This window comes from Cellulomonas sp. IC4_254, assembly GCF_011603975.1.
Lineage (GTDB): Bacteria > Actinomycetota > Actinomycetes > Actinomycetales > Cellulomonadaceae > Cellulomonas.
Genome location: NZ_JAANNB010000105.1, coordinates 1 through 13,727 on the forward strand (window position 1 = coordinate 1; position 13,727 = coordinate 13,727).

The following is a 13,727-nucleotide window of genomic DNA, read 5'->3' on the forward strand; positions in this document are numbered from 1 at the left end:
GCCGCGGCCCCGGCGGCCCCGGCGGCCTCAGCCGGCACGACGCTCGACCAGCGGGCGCTCGGCCGCGGCCGCCCGCCCGATCGCGAACCCGTCCAGCACCCCGGTCCGGCCCAGGGCGTCCACGATCACCTTGGCCAGCAGGCCGCCCAGCACGACGCCCGACACCGCCTGGAGCACCAGCCGGAGCACGAGCACGTCCTGCCCGTACCAGCCGAACCGGAACGCCGACCAGCCGAACACCAGCGTCGCGCCGAGCAGCCCGGAGGCGGCGAACCGGCCCCAGCCGAACCGGCGGTACCGCCCGAGGGCGAACGGGATCTCGCTCCCCAGGCCCTGGAGCAGCGCGGCGACGACCAGCAGCGGCCCGACGGGCGACCCGAGGAACACCACCTCGACCACCGAGGCGATCACCTCGGCGAGGATGCCCACGCCGGGGCGCCGGATGATGGCGATCGCGATCGGTGCCACCAGCAGCCAGCCGCCGAGCAGCACGTGCTGGGCGAGGTCGCCGGCCGGGCCCATGAGCACCGCGAGGCCGTTCCACGCCTGGACGAGCGCCCAGTACAGGAACCCGAACACCACGCCGAGCACGACCATGAGCACGATGTCCTTCAGCGCGAGCGGCTCGCGCCGCCGCCCGGCCGCGACGCGCTCAGCCACGGGACCGGGTCGGGCTGTTGAGCGAGAACGTCACGTGGCTGGTCACGTGCTGCACGCTGCGGCCGGCCCGCGCCCACGCACCGACGACCGTCTCGACGAGCGCGCCCACGTCGCCCTCGAGCCGCGTGACGAAGTGCTCGGAGCCGCGGAAGGTCCCGTTCGCCCGCGCCAGGTCGATCGCCGCCTCGATGTCCCGCATGTGGTCGGGCTCCACCCCGGCGCGCACGTCGTCGGCGAGCGGGTACAGCGCCCACTCGGCCGCCCCGGTCCGGCCGGTGCGCCGCCCCGGCGGGAGCGCGACGGCCCGCGGGCCCGCACCGCCCGGCAGGGCGCACCGGACCTCGCCCGGGCAGCCGCGGGACAGGTGCAGCGCGACCGCGGCGTGCTCGCCGGTGGCGGCCACCGCGTCGACCAGGTCGGTCAGGTACCGCTGCAGGTCGGCCTCGGCCCCGCCGACGTAGGTGCTCACGTCGCCGGTCTGCACCACGAGGCCGTCGGTGGCCACGGAGCCGAGCACGCCGAGGATCGTCTCGGCGTACCGGTCGGACATCACGGCGACGGTCACCCGGGCGCCGACCCCGAAGCGGAGCGGGTCGGCCACCAGATCGGCGGCCGCCGCGGGCCGGGGGTCCGTCGGGGTTGTGGGGATCATGCGTCCTCCTGCGCTGGTCGGCTCAGCACGGGAGGACGGCGGACGGGTGCCCGGCATCCTGCGAGATGTCGCTCCCTGCGCTGGCATGATCCAGATCAGGTTCTACGGTCGGAGTTCGAGTACTCCCTCTCAGCCCGGCTCACCGGACTCCCGTGCTGCCCCGCACGCTAGCAGCACCGCGGCGGCGGGGGCGCGTCCTAGGCTGGCCCCGTGAGCCGGTCCAAGAACGCGCCGTCCGGGACGCCCGCGCTGGTCGCGCTGGCCGCCGCCGGGGTCCCGCACACCGCGCACGCGTACGAGCACGACCCGCGCAGCACGGTCGGCTACGGCCTGGAGGCCGCCGAGGTGCTGGGCATCGACCCCGAGCAGGTGTACAAGACCCTGATGGCGTCGGTCGACGGCACGCTCACGGTCGCGGTCGTGCCCGTCGCCGGCAAGCTCGACCTCAAGGCGCTGGCGCACGCGGTCGGCGGCAAGAAGGCGGTGATGGCCGACCCCGCGGCGGCCGAGCGCGCGACCGGGTACGTGGTCGGCGGCATCTCCCCGCTCGGGCAGAAGACCCCGCACCCGACCGTCGTGGACGAGACGGTGCAGCTGTTCGACACCGTGTTCGTGTCGGGCGGCCGCCGGGGCCTCGACGTCGAGCTGGCGCCGGACGACCTGGTCCGGCTCACCTCCGCCACGGTGGCGGACATCGCGCGCGGCTGACCGCGCGCGTGCCCGCCACCCGGGCCCGCTACCGCGCGCTGCGCGCCAGCGTCCGCACCCCCGCCAGCAGCCCGACGCCCGCGGTCAGCACCGCCGCGACCGCGCCCCACGCCACCGTCGTGGACGCCAGGTCCCCGGCGAACAGCGCCCGCTCCGCGTCGACCACGTACCGCAGCGGGTTCACGTCGGCGGCGACCTGCATCCACCGCGGCCCGGTCTCGAGCGGCAGCAGCATCCCGGACAGGATGAGCAGCGGGAACAGCAGCGTCTGCTGCACGGCCCAGAACATCCAGTCCTGCTTCCGGACGGCGATCGCCAGCGCGTAGGACAGCGACCCGATCCCGACGCCGAACACCGCGAGCAGCACCAGTCCCAGCAGCGCGCCCGCGGGGCTGAACGAGAAGCCGAACGGCAGCATCACGGCCACGACGACGACCGACTGCGCGACGATCGGCACCATCTCCTTCCAGGACCGGCCGACCAGCTGGGCCGACCGGGCCAGCGGGGTGACGAGCAGCCGCTCGTGCGCGCCGGTCTGCATCTCGAACAGCAGGTTCGCCCCGGTGGTCGACGTGCCGAACAGGGTGGTCATCACGAGGATGCCGGGCACGAACCACGCCCAGACGTCCCCGCCGGGCAGCCCGTCGCCGACCGACCCGGCCAGCAGCGGGCCGAACAGGCCCAGGAAGACCACGGGCTGGATCAGCCCGAACACGACGGAGAACGGGTCGCGCAGGGTCGGCAGCAGCTCGCGGGTCATCACGAGCCAGGCGTCGCCCCACCAGGAGCGGGTGGCCTCGCGCGCGGGCAGCGTCTCGGCGGGCAGGGTCTCGGCGGTCGTCGCGGTCATGCCGCCACCTCCACGGGGTCGGCCGACCGCGCGGCCCCCTCCTCGCGGAGGCTGCGGCCGGTGAGGGTCAGGAACACGTCGTCGAGCGTGGGCTGGTGGCCCTCCGCCCGGGCGACGGCGAGGCCGCGGGCGGCCGCGGCGGCGAGGACGGCGGGCAGCGCGGTCGGGGCGTCCGCGACGCGGGCGCGCACCTCGACCCCGTCGACCTCGACGTCCCGCGCGCCGGGCACCCGGGCGGCGACCTCCGCGAGCGCCGGCGCGTGCGCGGGGTCGGCGGTCGCCAGCACCAGCCGGTCCCCCGCCAGCGTGTGCTTCAGCGCCGCGGCGGTGTCGTCCGCGATCACCCGGCCCTCGTCCACGACGACGACCCGCTCGGCCATCTGGTCGGCCTCGTCCAGGTAGTGCGTGGTGAGCACGACGGTCATCGCGTGCCGCTCGCGCAGCCGCAGGATGTGCTCCCACAGGTTGGCGCGGTTGTGCGGGTCGAGCCCGGTCGACGGCTCGTCCAGGAACAGCAGCCGCGGGGCGTGCACGAGGCCGAGCGCGACGTCCAGCCGGCGGCGCTGACCCCCGGACAGGTCGGAGACCTTCCGCCGGGCGAGCGGCTCGAGGTCGAGCTGGTCCATCAGCTCGGCGGCGCGCCGGCGGGCGTCCCGGCGGTCGAGGCCGTAGATCGTGCCCTGGACGACGAGCTCGTCGCCGGCCCGCTGGGCGTGCCCCGCGCCGTTGCCCTGGCCGACGTAGCCGATGCGGCGCCGCACGGTCGCGGGCTCGCGGGCGACGTCCGCCCCGGCGACCTCCGCGGTGCCGGACGTCGGGGCGATGAGCGTGGTGAGCATCCGGATCGTGGTGGTCTTGCCGGCGCCGTTCGGGCCGAGCACCGCGACGAGCTCGCCGGGCGCGATGTCGAGGTCCAGGCCCCGCACGGCGTGCACCGTCGGCCCCTTGCCCCCGGTGAAGTCCTTGGTCAGTCCCCTGGTACGGATCATGGCGGGTTCCCCTCTGGTGGTCATGGCACCCACCGTGGCGCGGGTAGCGGTCAGGTCCTGTCCGCTACCGGGAGCAGACTGGCCCCATGACCGCGATCCCGGACCTGGCCGACGCCCCCGCGACGCCGTCGTCACGGCTGCTCGCCCTGCTGTCCCTGCTGCAGACCCGGCGCGACTGGCCGGGCGACGTGCTCGCCGGCCGGCTCGGGGTCAGCCCGCGCACGGTGCGCCGCGACGTCGACCGGCTGCGGGCCCTCGGCTACCCCGTGCACGCGACCAAGGGTCCCGACGGCGGGTACCGGCTCGCGGCCGGGACGGCGATGCCGCCGCTCATGCTCGACGACGAGCAGGTGGTCGCGCTGACCGTCGCGCTGCAGACCGCGACCACGGGCGTCGACGGGCTGGACGAGGCCGCCGGCCGGGCGCTGGCGACGCTGCGCCAGGTGCTGCCGGCGCGCCTGCGCGCCCGGGTCGAGGGGCTGGATCTCATCGCGGTGCGCCGACCGGTCGACCCGGTCGAGGAGCACGTCGACACCGAGCGGCTGATGGCGGTCGGCGCCGCGATCCGGGCGCGGGAGGTGCTGCGGTTCGACTACGCGGCGCCTGCGGCGGACGGGACCGCGACCAGCGGGGCTCCCGACGGGCCGCCCCGGCGGGTCGAGCCGCACCACCTCGCCACCCGCGGCCGCCGCTGGTACCTGGTCGCCTGGGACCTGGACCGCCGCGACTGGCGCACGTTCCGGGTCGACCGGCTGCACCCGCGCACCCCCACCGGCCCCCGGTTCGAGCGCCGCGCCCTGCCGGCCCCGGACGTGGCGGCCTACCTGCAGCAGCAGTTCGCCGGGGTGACCCAGCCGTGCCGCGGCGAGGCCGTGCTCGACGCGCCCGCGTCGCTGGTGGCCCGCTGGGCGGGGCCGGCGGACGTCGTGGAGCCCCTCGACGCGGGGCGGTGCCGGGTCGTGGCCGGGTCGTGGTCCTGGGTGGGGCTCGCGGCGTGGCTGGGGATGTTCGACGTCCCGCTGGAGGTCGTCGGGCCGCCGGAGCTGCGGGCGGCGGCGCGGGCGCTCGCCGGGCGGTACGCCGCAGGGGCGGACGCGCCCGCTCCGGGCGTGGCACCCGCCTGACCGGGCGCCCGCCGTCCCGGGCCCCGCGAGCGATTAGGGTCGGGCACATGACGACCGGGGCGACCGAGCTGGCGGAACGGCTCGCGCGCGTCCGCTCCCGGATCGCCGCCGCCGAGTCCGCCGCGGGCCGACCGGCCGGCTCGGTCCGGCTGCTGCTCGCCACCAAGACCCAGGACGCCGCGACGGTGCGCGCGGCCGTGCTCGCCGACATCGCCGGGACCGCCACCACCGCGGGCGCGGCGCGCCGGGTGCTGCTCGGCGAGAACCGGGTGCAGGAGCTCGTCGCCAAGGGCCCGGAGCTCGCCGACCTCGCGCCCGAGCTGCACCTCATCGGCCCGCTGCAGTCCAACAAGGTGAACGCCGCGCTGCGCTGGGCGACCTGCGTGCAGAGCGTCGACTCGGTCGCGCTGGCCGAGCGGCTCGGCCGGCGGTGCGCGGAGGACGACCGGACCCTCGACGTGCTGGTCCAGGTCAACGTCTCCGGCGAGCCCACCAAGCACGGTGCCGCCCCGCAGGACGCGCTCGACGTGGTCCGCGCCGTCGCGGCGCACGACCGGCTGCGGCTGCGCGGGTTCATGACGGTCGGCGCGAACACCCCCGACGAGCGGGCCGTGCGCGCCGGCTACGCGGCGCTGCGGGACCTGCGGGACAAGGTCGCCGGCAGCGGAGAGGCGGGCACGGGCGACGCCCTCGAGCTGTCGATGGGCATGAGCCGGGACCTGGAGGCCGCCGTCGCCGAGGGCGCGACCGTCGTCCGGGTCGGGACGGCCGTGTTCGGGGCCCGGCCGGCACCCGCCGGCGCGCCCGGAACGGCGCCGACGGCGTGACCGCCCCCGCCGACCGCCGGTTCCCGCGGCGGGTCTACGGCCGCGGCACGGAGCCGGACGGCCGGTTCTCCCTCGCGAACGAGCGCACGTTCCTGGCCTGGGTCCGCACCGCGCTCGCGCTGCTGGCCGGCGGCGTCGCCCTGGAGGCGCTGGACCTGCCCGTCGAGCCGCACCTGCGCCTGACCGCCTCGGTGCTGCTCATCGGTCTCGGGATCGCCGCGCCCGCCCAGGCGTGGTTCGGCTGGGCGCGGGCCGAGCGGGCGCTGCGCGAGCGGCAGCCGCTGCCGGCGCCGGCGTTCAGCGGGCCGCTCGCGGCCGGCGTCGCGCTGGCCGGCGTGCTGGTCCTCGTCGGGCTGCTCCTCGGGTGAGCGCCGCGAGCCCGGTGCCGCCCGGCGCCCAGCCCGAGCGCACCGCGCTCGCGTGGCGGCGCACGTCGCTGTCGGTCGCGGTCGGTGCGCTGGTCGCGGGGCGCGTGCTGGAGCCGTGGGCCGGGCCGGGCGTGTGGGGCCTGACGGTGCTCGGCCTGCTCGGCGCGGTCGCCCTGGACCGGGCCGGCGCCCACCGGGCGACCGTGTGGACGGAGTTCGTCGACGACGCGCACCCCGACCGCGGGCCGGGGGCGCCGGTCCCCGACGGCGCCCGGGCCCCCGGCGGCGCATCGCTCGCGGCGACCGCGCTCGCCGCGACGGCGCTCGGCGTGGCCGCGCTGGTCGCGGTGCTGCGGCACGCGGCGGGCTGACGCCGGGCCCGGGGCGGGCGCGGCCCCCGGCGCGGGTCGGGCTCAGTGCCCGTACGCCGCCAGCGACCGGTCGGTCGGCACGATCTCCTTGCCGAGCGGCACGAGCGACACCGGGATCATCTTGAGGTTCGCGATCGCCAGCGGGATGCCGACGATCGTGATCGCCTGCGCGAGCGCCGTGGTCAGGTGCCCGAGGACCAGCCACCACCCGGCGACCAGGATCCAGACGACGTTGCCGATGGTCGACATCGCACCCGCGGTCGGCCGGTCCACGATCGTCCGGCCGAACGGCCACAGCGCGTACGACGCCATCCGGAACGACGCGATGCCGAACGGGATCGTCACGACCAGCACGCAGCAGATGATCCCCGCGACGACGTAGCCGAGCGCGAGCCACAGGCCGCCGAACACGAGCCAGATGAGGTTGAGCAGGAGCTTCACGGCACCAGCCTGACGGACGCCGCCGCCCCCGCGCATCGGGGACTCCCCCGACCCGACCCTGGTCCTGCGGCCACCGGGCCGGTCACGGGACCCGCGCGGTCCACTCCGGGTTGCCGAACTTCTCCTCGACGAGCTGCTGCGCCCGCTCCAGCTCCTCCGGCCGGAGGTCGCCGTCCACGGTCCGGTACCGCGACCGGAAGTGCGCGATGAACGCGTCGATGACCTGCTCGCGCGGCAGCCCCGTCTGGGACCGCACCGGGTCCACCCGCTTGTTCGCGCTGGTGGTGCCCTTGTCGGACAGCTTCTCGCGGCCGATCCGCAGCACCTCGAGCATCTTGTCGGCGTCGATGTCGTAGGCCATCGTCATGTGGTGCAGCACGGCGCCGCCGGCCAGGCGCTTCTGCGCAGAGCCCGCGATCTTGCCGGCCGGGGACGCGATGTCGTTCAGGCCGGAGAACGTCGCGGTGACGCCCACGTCGGCGAGCGCGCCGATCACCCAGTCGTCCAGGAACCGGTACGACTGCTCGAACGACAGGCCGTCGACCAGCGACGCCGGCACCACGAGCGAGAACGTGATGCAGTTGCCGGCCTCCATGAACATGGCGCCGCCCCCGGAGATCCGCCGGACCACCGTCACGTCGTGCTTGGCGACGCCCTCGGGGTCGACCTCGTTGCGCAGCGACTGGAACGAGCCGATGAACACGGCGCGCTCGTCCCACTCCCAGAACCGCAGCGTCGGACCCCGCCGGCCTGCGGCGAGCTCCTCGGTCAGCACCTGGTCCAGCGCGCCGAGCACGGCGGGCGGCAGCGGACCGGGGTGGATGAGCTCGAAGGTGTGGTCCTGCCAGGACGTCGCGTGCCCGAGCGCCCGCCGCACCGCGATCGCCACGGCCTCGGGCGTGAACCCGACCATGTGCACCGGGGCGTCGAACCGGCCGTCGGCCTCGGCGCGGCGCAGGCCGTCCTCGATCGCCGTCGTCAGGTCGGCGACCCGCGCGTCGGCGGGCCGCCCCCGCAGGGACTCGTCGATGACCGCCAGGGCGGCGTCGGGCTCGAGGAAGAAGTCGCCGCTGACGCTCACCTCGGTGAGCGCACCGCCCGACACCTCCACGTCCGCTGCCACGAGCTTGCCGCCGGGGACCTTGTACTCGCCACGCACGAGGTCGATCCTAGGCCCCTGACCGGCGTGGTCGCCGGGGACCCGGGCCGCGCCCCCGGTCAGTCCGCCGTCGACGTGTAGTACGTGGCCGCCATGTCCTCGTCCGTCCTGCCCTGCGCCGCGGCCCGGTCGAGCCGGGCGGAGAACGCCTCGGCGCCGTCCAGCCGCAGCCCGCGCTCCCGCGCGGCGGCGACGATCAGCCGCGCGTCCTTGCCGGAGGTGCCGACGGCGAACGCGGCCGGGCTCAGCCGGTCCTCGCGGACCAGGTCGGTCTTGACCCGGAGGAACGGGGTGTCGAGCGGGCCGCCGTCGAGGACCTCGAAGAACCGGTCGGGCTCGACGTCGAGCGCCTCGGCGAGCGCCAGCACCTCCCCCGCGGCGTTCGCGACCGTGATGACCCAGCTGTTGACGACGAGCTTGAGCCGCGTCGCCGAGCCCGCGGCGGCGTCCTCGCCGGTCCAGACGGTCCGAGCGCCCACCGCGGCGAGCACGGGGGCGACGACCTCGCGCGCGTCGGCGGGCCCGGCCGCGATGACGACGAGCGTCCCCGCCTCCGCGGGCTGCCGGGTGCCGGACACGGGCGCCTCGACGAACGTCACGCCGAGCTCGCCGGCGAGGGCCGCCAGCGCCGGGGTGTCGTCCACGCCCACCGTCGTGGACTGGAGCCACACGGCGTCCGGGCGCAGGCCGGGGCCGGCCTGCCGGATCACGTCGGCGACCGCCGCGCCGTCGTGCAGCATCGTGAGCACGACGTCCGCGCCGTCGACCGCCTCCGCGGGCGTGCCCGCGACGGTCGCGCCGTCCGCGGCCAGCGGCTCGGCCTTCGCCGCGGTGCGGTTCCACACCCGCACCGCGTGCCCGGCCCGCAGCAGGTTGCGGGCCATCGCCGCGCCCATGATCCCGGTGCCCAGCACCGCCACCGTCCGTGCGTCGCTCATGCGCCCATCCTCGCCCGGGAGCGGCGGGTCGGCCCGCCCGCGGACCGGGGTCAGCCCAGGCCGGCCAGCGCGCGCTCGGCGCTGCTGCGCGCGACGGCCGCCATCGTGGCCGGGTCGGCCGGCTCGGCCGCCGGGTCCACGCCCGACGCGGTGGTCGTCACCAGGGCGTTGCCGGCCAGGGCGGTGACCTCGACCTCGGGGCTCGTCGCGCCCTCGGCCGTGAGCGTGAGGCGGCGCACGACGGTCGGGACGTCGCCCTGGGCGGTCGTCGGCGGGTCCGCGGTCCACGAGCCGCCGTCGGTGCCGGGGTTCTTCTGCTGGTAGGTCCCGCAGTCCTCGAGCGTGCCGACCAGGGCGTCGAACTCCGCCTGCGCCGCCTCCACGTCGGCCAGCACCATCACCGACTGGATCACCGTCACGGCGTCGTCACTGGCGAACCGGCGCAGGAACGCGTCGGGCTCGCGCCGGGTGGTCGTGACCGCGGGGGTGCAGGCGGACGGCTCCACCGTCGACCGCTCGGGCAGACCCCACTGCGCCTCCTCCGCGTCGGCGAGCGACTGGCCGGCCGCCATCGGCACGGCCTCGGCGAGCTCGGCGTCGGTGAGGAACAGCGCGGCGGCCGAGCCCGCGTCGAACGCGCCGGCGCCGGTCGTGGGACCGGAGGTGCTGCTCGGGGAGGGCGCGGCGCTGGACGTGGCCGAGGCGGTGTCAGCGGGCTCCGGGACCGCGGCGGCGGGACCGGGCGCGGGCGCCCACGGCCGCCACGCGAGCAGCACGCCCGCCGCGATCGCCAGGACCAGGGTCAGCAACCAGGGCCAGGCCCGGTCGCGTCCGGTCGCGGCGTCGCCGGGGCGGTCCGGCGCGGGGTCGTCGGCGCGGGCGCGCGAGCGCGCTGGCTCCGTCATCGGGGTCTCCCTCGGCCGGGGGCGCTGTCCCGCGCCACGCTATTGCGGCCGACCGCCGGGCGCGAGAGGACGCCGAGCCGCGGCGACGAGGCGGGTGACCTGCGCGGCCGTCGCGGCGAGGTGCGTCGCGGTCGTCGCGGGGTCGAGCGCCGCCGCGAGCGGCAGCGGGCGCGGGTGCACCGGCAGCACCGCGTCGAACGGACCGGCGGAGTCGCCGGGATCGACGTCCACCGCGCCCGCGAGCGCGACGACGACCGCACCCGCCGCGCGCCCGAGCGCCGCCACGCCGGCCGGGGTCTTGCCGCGCGCCGTCTGCGCGTCGAGCCGCCCCTCCCCCGTCAGCACCAGGTCCGCACCCGCGAGCGCCTCGGCGAGCCCGGCGGCGCGCGCGACGTGGGCGAACCCGGCCTCCCGGCGCGCGCCGAGGGCCAGCAGCGCCGCGCCGAGGCCGCCGGCCGCACCCGCCCCGGGCAGTCCCGCGACCGCACGCCCGTGCGCCGCCAGCGCCGCGCCCCACGCCGCGAGCCGGTCGTCGAGGTGCGCGACCTGCGCCGCGGTCGCGCCCTTCTGCGGCCCGAACACGTGCGCGGCACCGGCGGGGCCGTGCAGCGGGCTGTCCACGTCGGTGAGCGCGACCAGGTCGACCGCGCCGAGGTCGGGCAGCGCGTCGAGGGCGCCGAAGTCCCAGAGCGGGTTGGTCCCCGGCGCCCCGAGCGGGGATCCGTCACGCGCGCGGGCCGATCCGCCGAGCGCGAGCAGCAGGCCGAGCCCGCCGTCGGTGCACGCCGTCCCGCCGAGGGCGACGACGACCCGGCGCGCGCCGCCCTCGACGGCGTGCCGGACGAGCATCCCGAGACCCGCCGAGCCGGCGCGCGGGGGCAGGTCGGGGCCGACCTCGACCTGGGCGAGCCCCACGCAGGACGCGGCCTCGACGACGGCGGTCGGGCCCGGGTGGTCAGCGGCATCGCCGGCCCGCGGTCCGGACGCGTCGTCCAGCACCGCGTACGCCGCGTCCACCGGTCGACCGACCGCGTCCACCACCCGCGCGACCACCCGGCGACCGGGACGGGCGGCGAGCAGCGCGTCGACCGTCCCCTCGCCGCCGTCGGCCACGGGCACGACCCGCACGCACCCGGCGGGATCGGCGGCGCGCACCCCGGCGGCGACCGCCGCCCCGGCGTCGCCGCTGGAGAGGCACCCCTTGAACGCGTCCACCGCGACGACGACCCTCACACCCCCACCTTGCCCGCCACCCCCGCCGAGATGGCAACTCTCGGCTGCGCGCGGCGGTGGCGACGCAGCCGAGAGCTGCCATCTCGGCGACTGCGCGTCGTCCGGCGCGGAGGACCGCGCACCCGGCATCATCGGCGGCATGGTCGACATGGGCGGGTCCTGGCCGTTCCGCGGGACGGTGGTGTGGCTGACTCCTGAGCAGGGCGGGCGCAGGTCCGCCCCCCCCGGCGACCGCGCCGGGCCAGGACTACGCCGCGACGGCCGTCGTCCCGCCGCACACCGTGGGGACCGGCCTGGCCTCGTTCGTGCTGCGGGGCCTCGAGCCGGGGGCGTGGCGGTCGCCGGCGGAGGCGCGGTGGCTCGCCCCGGAGGCCGTCGCGGCGGACCGCCCCGTCTCCGCCGGCACGACGGTGCTGATCACGGAGGGCCCGCGGGTCGTCGGGTACCTCCAGGTCGAGGAGGTCCGGCAGGAGCAGCCCACGCAGGCGCCGGACGCGCCCGGGTGGCGCGACCGGTTCTCGCGGGTCGTCCCCCGACGGCGGCGGCGCGCCGACTACGAGATCGCGCTGTCCCACGACGTCGCCCTGGTCGTGTACGAGTGGCTGGCGCAGCGGCAGGAGGAGGACTGGGCGGCCCTCCCCGTCAGCCACCCCGGCGAGCTCGGCGCCCTGGCGCAGCTGTCCGGCGCGTTGGAGCGCACCCTCGTCGAGACGTTCGACCCCCGCTACGACCAGCTGCTCGCGGCTGCCCGCAGCCGGCTCGCCGCGGATGACGAGGCGGACGAGCCGGACGAGGCGTAGCGGCCGCGTCGCTCGCCGAGCGATCCCGGCGTCGCCGAGGACCCTGCCCACCTCGCGTCAGCGCGGTGCGATCCCCCGGTTCCGCAGGCCCCAGATCGCCGAGTCCGTCAGCGCCTCCCAGGACGCCTCGATGAGGTTCGGGCCCACGCCCACGGTGCTCCACGCGGTCTGGCCGTCCGTCGTCTCGATGAGCACCCGGGTCACCGCGTCGGTGCCGTGCATGGCGTCGAGGATGCGCACCTTGAAGTCGATCAGCTCGAACGCCGCCAGCTCCGGGTACACCCGCTGCAGCGCGAGCCGCAGCGCGTGGTCGAGCGCGTTGACGGGGCCGTTGCCCTCGCCGGTGGCGACGATCCGCTCCCCGCCGGCGTGCAGCTTCACCGTGGCCTCGGCGGTGGCCGGGGTGCCGCGGGAGCCGGCGCGCTCGATGATCGTCCGCCAGGACTCCACCCGGAAGTACGCCGGCCGGGCGCCGTCGACCTCCTCGGCGAGCAGCAGCTCGAAGGACGCGTCCGCGGCGTCGTAGGTGTAGCCCTGCGCCTCGGCGTCCTTGACCCGGTTGGTGACGCGGGTGAGCACCTCGTCCTGCCCGGCGAGGTCGAAGCCGAGCTCGCGGCCCTTGAGCTCGATCGAGGCGCGGCCGGCCATCTCGGAGACCAGCATCCGCATGTCGTTGCCGACGTCCTGCGGGTCGATGTGCTGGTAGAGGTCGGGGTCGACCCGGATCGCCGAGGCGTGCAGCCCGGCCTTGTGCGCGAAGGCGCTCGCGCCGACGTACGGCTGCCGGGCGAACGGCGCGATGTTGGTGATCTCGCTGATCTGGTGCGCGATCCGGGTCATCTCGCCGAGGCCGCCCGGGCGGTCGGCGGGCGGGACCAGCACGCTGCGGCCGGTCTTCAGCTCGAGGTTGGCGACGGTGGCGAGCAGGTCGGCGTTGCCGGTGCGCTCGCCGTAGCCGTTGACGGTGCCCTGCAGGTGCACGGCGCCCGCCTCGACGGCCGCCAGCGAGTTCGCCACCGCGCAGCCCGAGTCGTTGTGCGCGTGGATGCCGAGCCGCGTCAGGGCGTCGGCGGTGCCGAGCGCGGCGCGCAGGTCCCGGACCACCTCGGTGACCTGGAACGGCAGCATCCCGCCGTTGGTGTCGCACAGCACGACGGTCTCCGCGCCGGCCTCGACGGCCGCGAGCACGACGTCCCGGGCGTACGCCGGGTCGAACCGGAAGCCGTCGAAGAAGTGCTCCGCGTCGACCACGACTCGGCGCCCCTCCTGGACCAGCAGCCGCACGGAGTCGGCGACCATCGCGAGGTTCTCCGGCCCGGTGGTCCGCAGCGCGCGCTCGACGTGCCGGGAGTCCGACTTGGCGACCAGCGTGACGACCGGCGCCTCGGAGTCGAGCAGGGCGCGCAGCTGCGGGTCGTCCCACGCGCGCACGCCCGGCTTCCGGGTGGCGCCGAACGCGGCGAGGACGGCGTGCCGGAGGTCGAGCTCCTTGGCGGCCCGGGCGAAGAACTCGGTGTCCTTCGGGATCGCGCCCGGCCAGCCGCCCTCGATGTACCCGACGCCGAGGTCGTCGAGCAGCGGTGCGATCGCCAGCTTGTCGGCGACCGAGAGGTTCATGCCCTCCTGCTGGGCGCCGTCGCGCAGCGTCGTGTCGTAGACGTCGAACGCCGCGGGCCCGCCGGCGGCGGGGTGGGCCGCGCCA

At 76.8% G+C, this 13,727-nt stretch carries 16 protein-coding genes and 1 riboswitch; of the genes, 6 read left to right on the forward strand and 10 right to left on the reverse strand.

Annotated elements, in window-relative coordinates:
• Nucleotides 1–27: 27 nt before the first annotated feature.
• A complete protein-coding gene (locus tag G6556_RS11465) occupies nt 28–660 on the reverse strand; it encodes an ECF transporter S component (RefSeq protein ID WP_346774849.1) in 633 nt (210 codons plus the stop codon).
• Complete coding sequence (locus G6556_RS11470) at nt 653–1,312, reverse strand: YkoF family thiamine/hydroxymethylpyrimidine-binding protein (RefSeq protein WP_166941409.1); 660 nt, start codon at nt 1,310–1,312, stop codon at nt 653–655. Before G6556_RS11470 ends, G6556_RS11465 begins: the two co-directional genes overlap by 8 nt.
• Nucleotides 1,313–1,367: 55 nt before the next feature.
• A riboswitch (TPP riboswitch) is annotated at nt 1,368–1,476 on the reverse strand.
• Between the two features lie 46 nt (nt 1,477–1,522).
• On the opposite strand from G6556_RS11470, the gene ybaK reads away from it, so the two are divergent.
• Nucleotides 1,523–2,020, forward strand: coding sequence for a Cys-tRNA(Pro) deacylase (gene ybaK / locus G6556_RS11475; RefSeq protein ID WP_166941411.1), 498 nt, complete (start codon nt 1,523–1,525; stop codon nt 2,018–2,020).
• A 28-nt stretch (nt 2,021–2,048) separates the two neighbouring features.
• On the opposite strand, the gene G6556_RS11480 is transcribed toward ybaK, so the two are convergent.
• The gene (locus tag G6556_RS11480) at nt 2,049–2,870 is read right to left on the reverse strand and encodes an ABC transporter permease (protein WP_166941413.1); all 822 of its coding nucleotides are present in this window, start codon (nt 2,868–2,870) and stop codon (nt 2,049–2,051) included.
• Nucleotides 2,867–3,859: an ABC transporter ATP-binding protein gene (locus G6556_RS11485; RefSeq protein WP_166941415.1), complete on the reverse strand. Its 993-nt coding sequence runs from the start codon at nt 3,857–3,859 to the stop codon at nt 2,867–2,869. The genes G6556_RS11480 and G6556_RS11485 overlap by 4 nt, the downstream gene beginning before the upstream one ends.
• Nucleotides 3,860–3,945: 86 nt before the next feature.
• On the opposite strand from G6556_RS11485, the gene G6556_RS11490 reads away from it, so the two are divergent.
• From G6556_RS11490 to G6556_RS19935, 4 genes are read left to right on the forward strand one after another with little or no spacing between them, the layout of a single operon-like run.
• Entirely contained in the window at nt 3,946–4,983 is a 1,038-nt protein-coding gene (locus G6556_RS11490; RefSeq protein ID WP_205693350.1) for a WYL domain-containing protein, read from the forward strand.
• Nucleotides 4,984–5,030: 47 nt separating this feature from the next.
• Nucleotides 5,031–5,810: a YggS family pyridoxal phosphate-dependent enzyme gene (locus G6556_RS11495; RefSeq protein ID WP_166941417.1), complete on the forward strand. Its 780-nt coding sequence runs from the start codon at nt 5,031–5,033 to the stop codon at nt 5,808–5,810.
• Nucleotides 5,807–6,178 (forward strand): DUF202 domain-containing protein, encoded by a 372-nt coding sequence (locus G6556_RS11500; RefSeq protein WP_166941419.1) that lies wholly within the window; start codon nt 5,807–5,809, stop codon nt 6,176–6,178. Before G6556_RS11495 ends, G6556_RS11500 begins: the two co-directional genes overlap by 4 nt.
• Nucleotides 6,175–6,549, forward strand: a complete 375-nt coding sequence (locus tag G6556_RS19935) for a DUF202 domain-containing protein (protein WP_166941421.1) — start codon at nt 6,175–6,177, stop codon at nt 6,547–6,549. Before G6556_RS11500 ends, G6556_RS19935 begins: the two co-directional genes overlap by 4 nt.
• 42 nt (nt 6,550–6,591) lie before the next feature.
• Here G6556_RS19935 and G6556_RS11510 read toward each other — a convergent pair whose 3' ends face one another.
• From G6556_RS11510 to G6556_RS11530, 5 genes are all read right to left on the reverse strand, one after another.
• The gene (locus G6556_RS11510) at nt 6,592–6,990 is read right to left on the reverse strand and encodes a YccF domain-containing protein (protein WP_166941423.1); all 399 of its coding nucleotides are present in this window, start codon (nt 6,988–6,990) and stop codon (nt 6,592–6,594) included.
• 82 nt (nt 6,991–7,072) lie between these two features.
• Nucleotides 7,073–8,149, reverse strand: a complete 1,077-nt coding sequence (locus tag G6556_RS11515; protein WP_166941425.1) for a biotin/lipoate A/B protein ligase family protein — start codon at nt 8,147–8,149, stop codon at nt 7,073–7,075.
• A gap of 59 nt (nt 8,150–8,208) precedes the next feature.
• Nucleotides 8,209–9,087, reverse strand: coding sequence for an NAD(P)-dependent oxidoreductase (locus G6556_RS11520; RefSeq protein WP_166941427.1), 879 nt, complete (start codon nt 9,085–9,087; stop codon nt 8,209–8,211).
• 50 nt (nt 9,088–9,137) lie between these two features.
• Nucleotides 9,138–9,992, reverse strand: a complete 855-nt coding sequence (locus G6556_RS11525) for a sensor domain-containing protein (RefSeq protein ID WP_166941429.1) — start codon at nt 9,990–9,992, stop codon at nt 9,138–9,140.
• A 39-nt stretch (nt 9,993–10,031) separates the two neighbouring features.
• On the reverse strand, nt 10,032–11,225 hold the full coding sequence (locus tag G6556_RS11530) for a glycerate kinase (RefSeq protein WP_166941431.1): 1,194 nt from the start codon (nt 11,223–11,225) through the stop codon (nt 10,032–10,034).
• 281 nt (nt 11,226–11,506) lie between these two features.
• On the opposite strand from G6556_RS11530, the gene G6556_RS11535 reads away from it, so the two are divergent.
• Nucleotides 11,507–12,025, forward strand: coding sequence for a hypothetical protein (locus G6556_RS11535; RefSeq protein WP_166941433.1), 519 nt, complete (start codon nt 11,507–11,509; stop codon nt 12,023–12,025).
• Nucleotides 12,026–12,082: 57 nt separating this feature from the next.
• On the opposite strand, the gene cimA is transcribed toward G6556_RS11535, so the two are convergent.
• Nucleotides 12,083–13,642 (reverse strand): citramalate synthase, encoded by a 1,560-nt coding sequence (cimA, locus tag G6556_RS11540; protein WP_240934414.1) that lies wholly within the window; start codon nt 13,640–13,642, stop codon nt 12,083–12,085.
• Nucleotides 13,643–13,727 lie beyond the last annotated feature (85 nt).

Coding starts and splice junctions, on each gene's coding strand:
- G6556_RS11470 (WP_166941409.1), bottom strand. CDS start 1,312: ATGATCCCCACAACCCCGACGGACCCCCGGCCCGCGGCGGCCGCCGAT.
- G6556_RS11480 (WP_166941413.1), bottom strand. CDS start 2,870: ATGACCGCGACGACCGCCGAGACCCTGCCCGCCGAGACGCTGCCCGCG.
- G6556_RS11485 (WP_166941415.1), bottom strand. CDS start 3,859: ATGATCCGTACCAGGGGACTGACCAAGGACTTCACCGGGGGCAAGGGG.
- G6556_RS11490 (WP_205693350.1), top strand. CDS start 3,946: ATGACCGCGATCCCGGACCTGGCCGACGCCCCCGCGACGCCGTCGTCA.
- G6556_RS11495 (WP_166941417.1), top strand. CDS start 5,031: ATGACGACCGGGGCGACCGAGCTGGCGGAACGGCTCGCGCGCGTCCGC.
- G6556_RS11520 (WP_166941427.1), bottom strand. CDS start 9,087: ATGAGCGACGCACGGACGGTGGCGGTGCTGGGCACCGGGATCATGGGC.
- G6556_RS11525 (WP_166941429.1), bottom strand. CDS start 9,992: ATGACGGAGCCAGCGCGCTCGCGCGCCCGCGCCGACGACCCCGCGCCG.
- cimA (WP_240934414.1), bottom strand. CDS start 13,642: ATGAACCTCTCGGTCGCCGACAAGCTGGCGATCGCACCGCTGCTCGAC.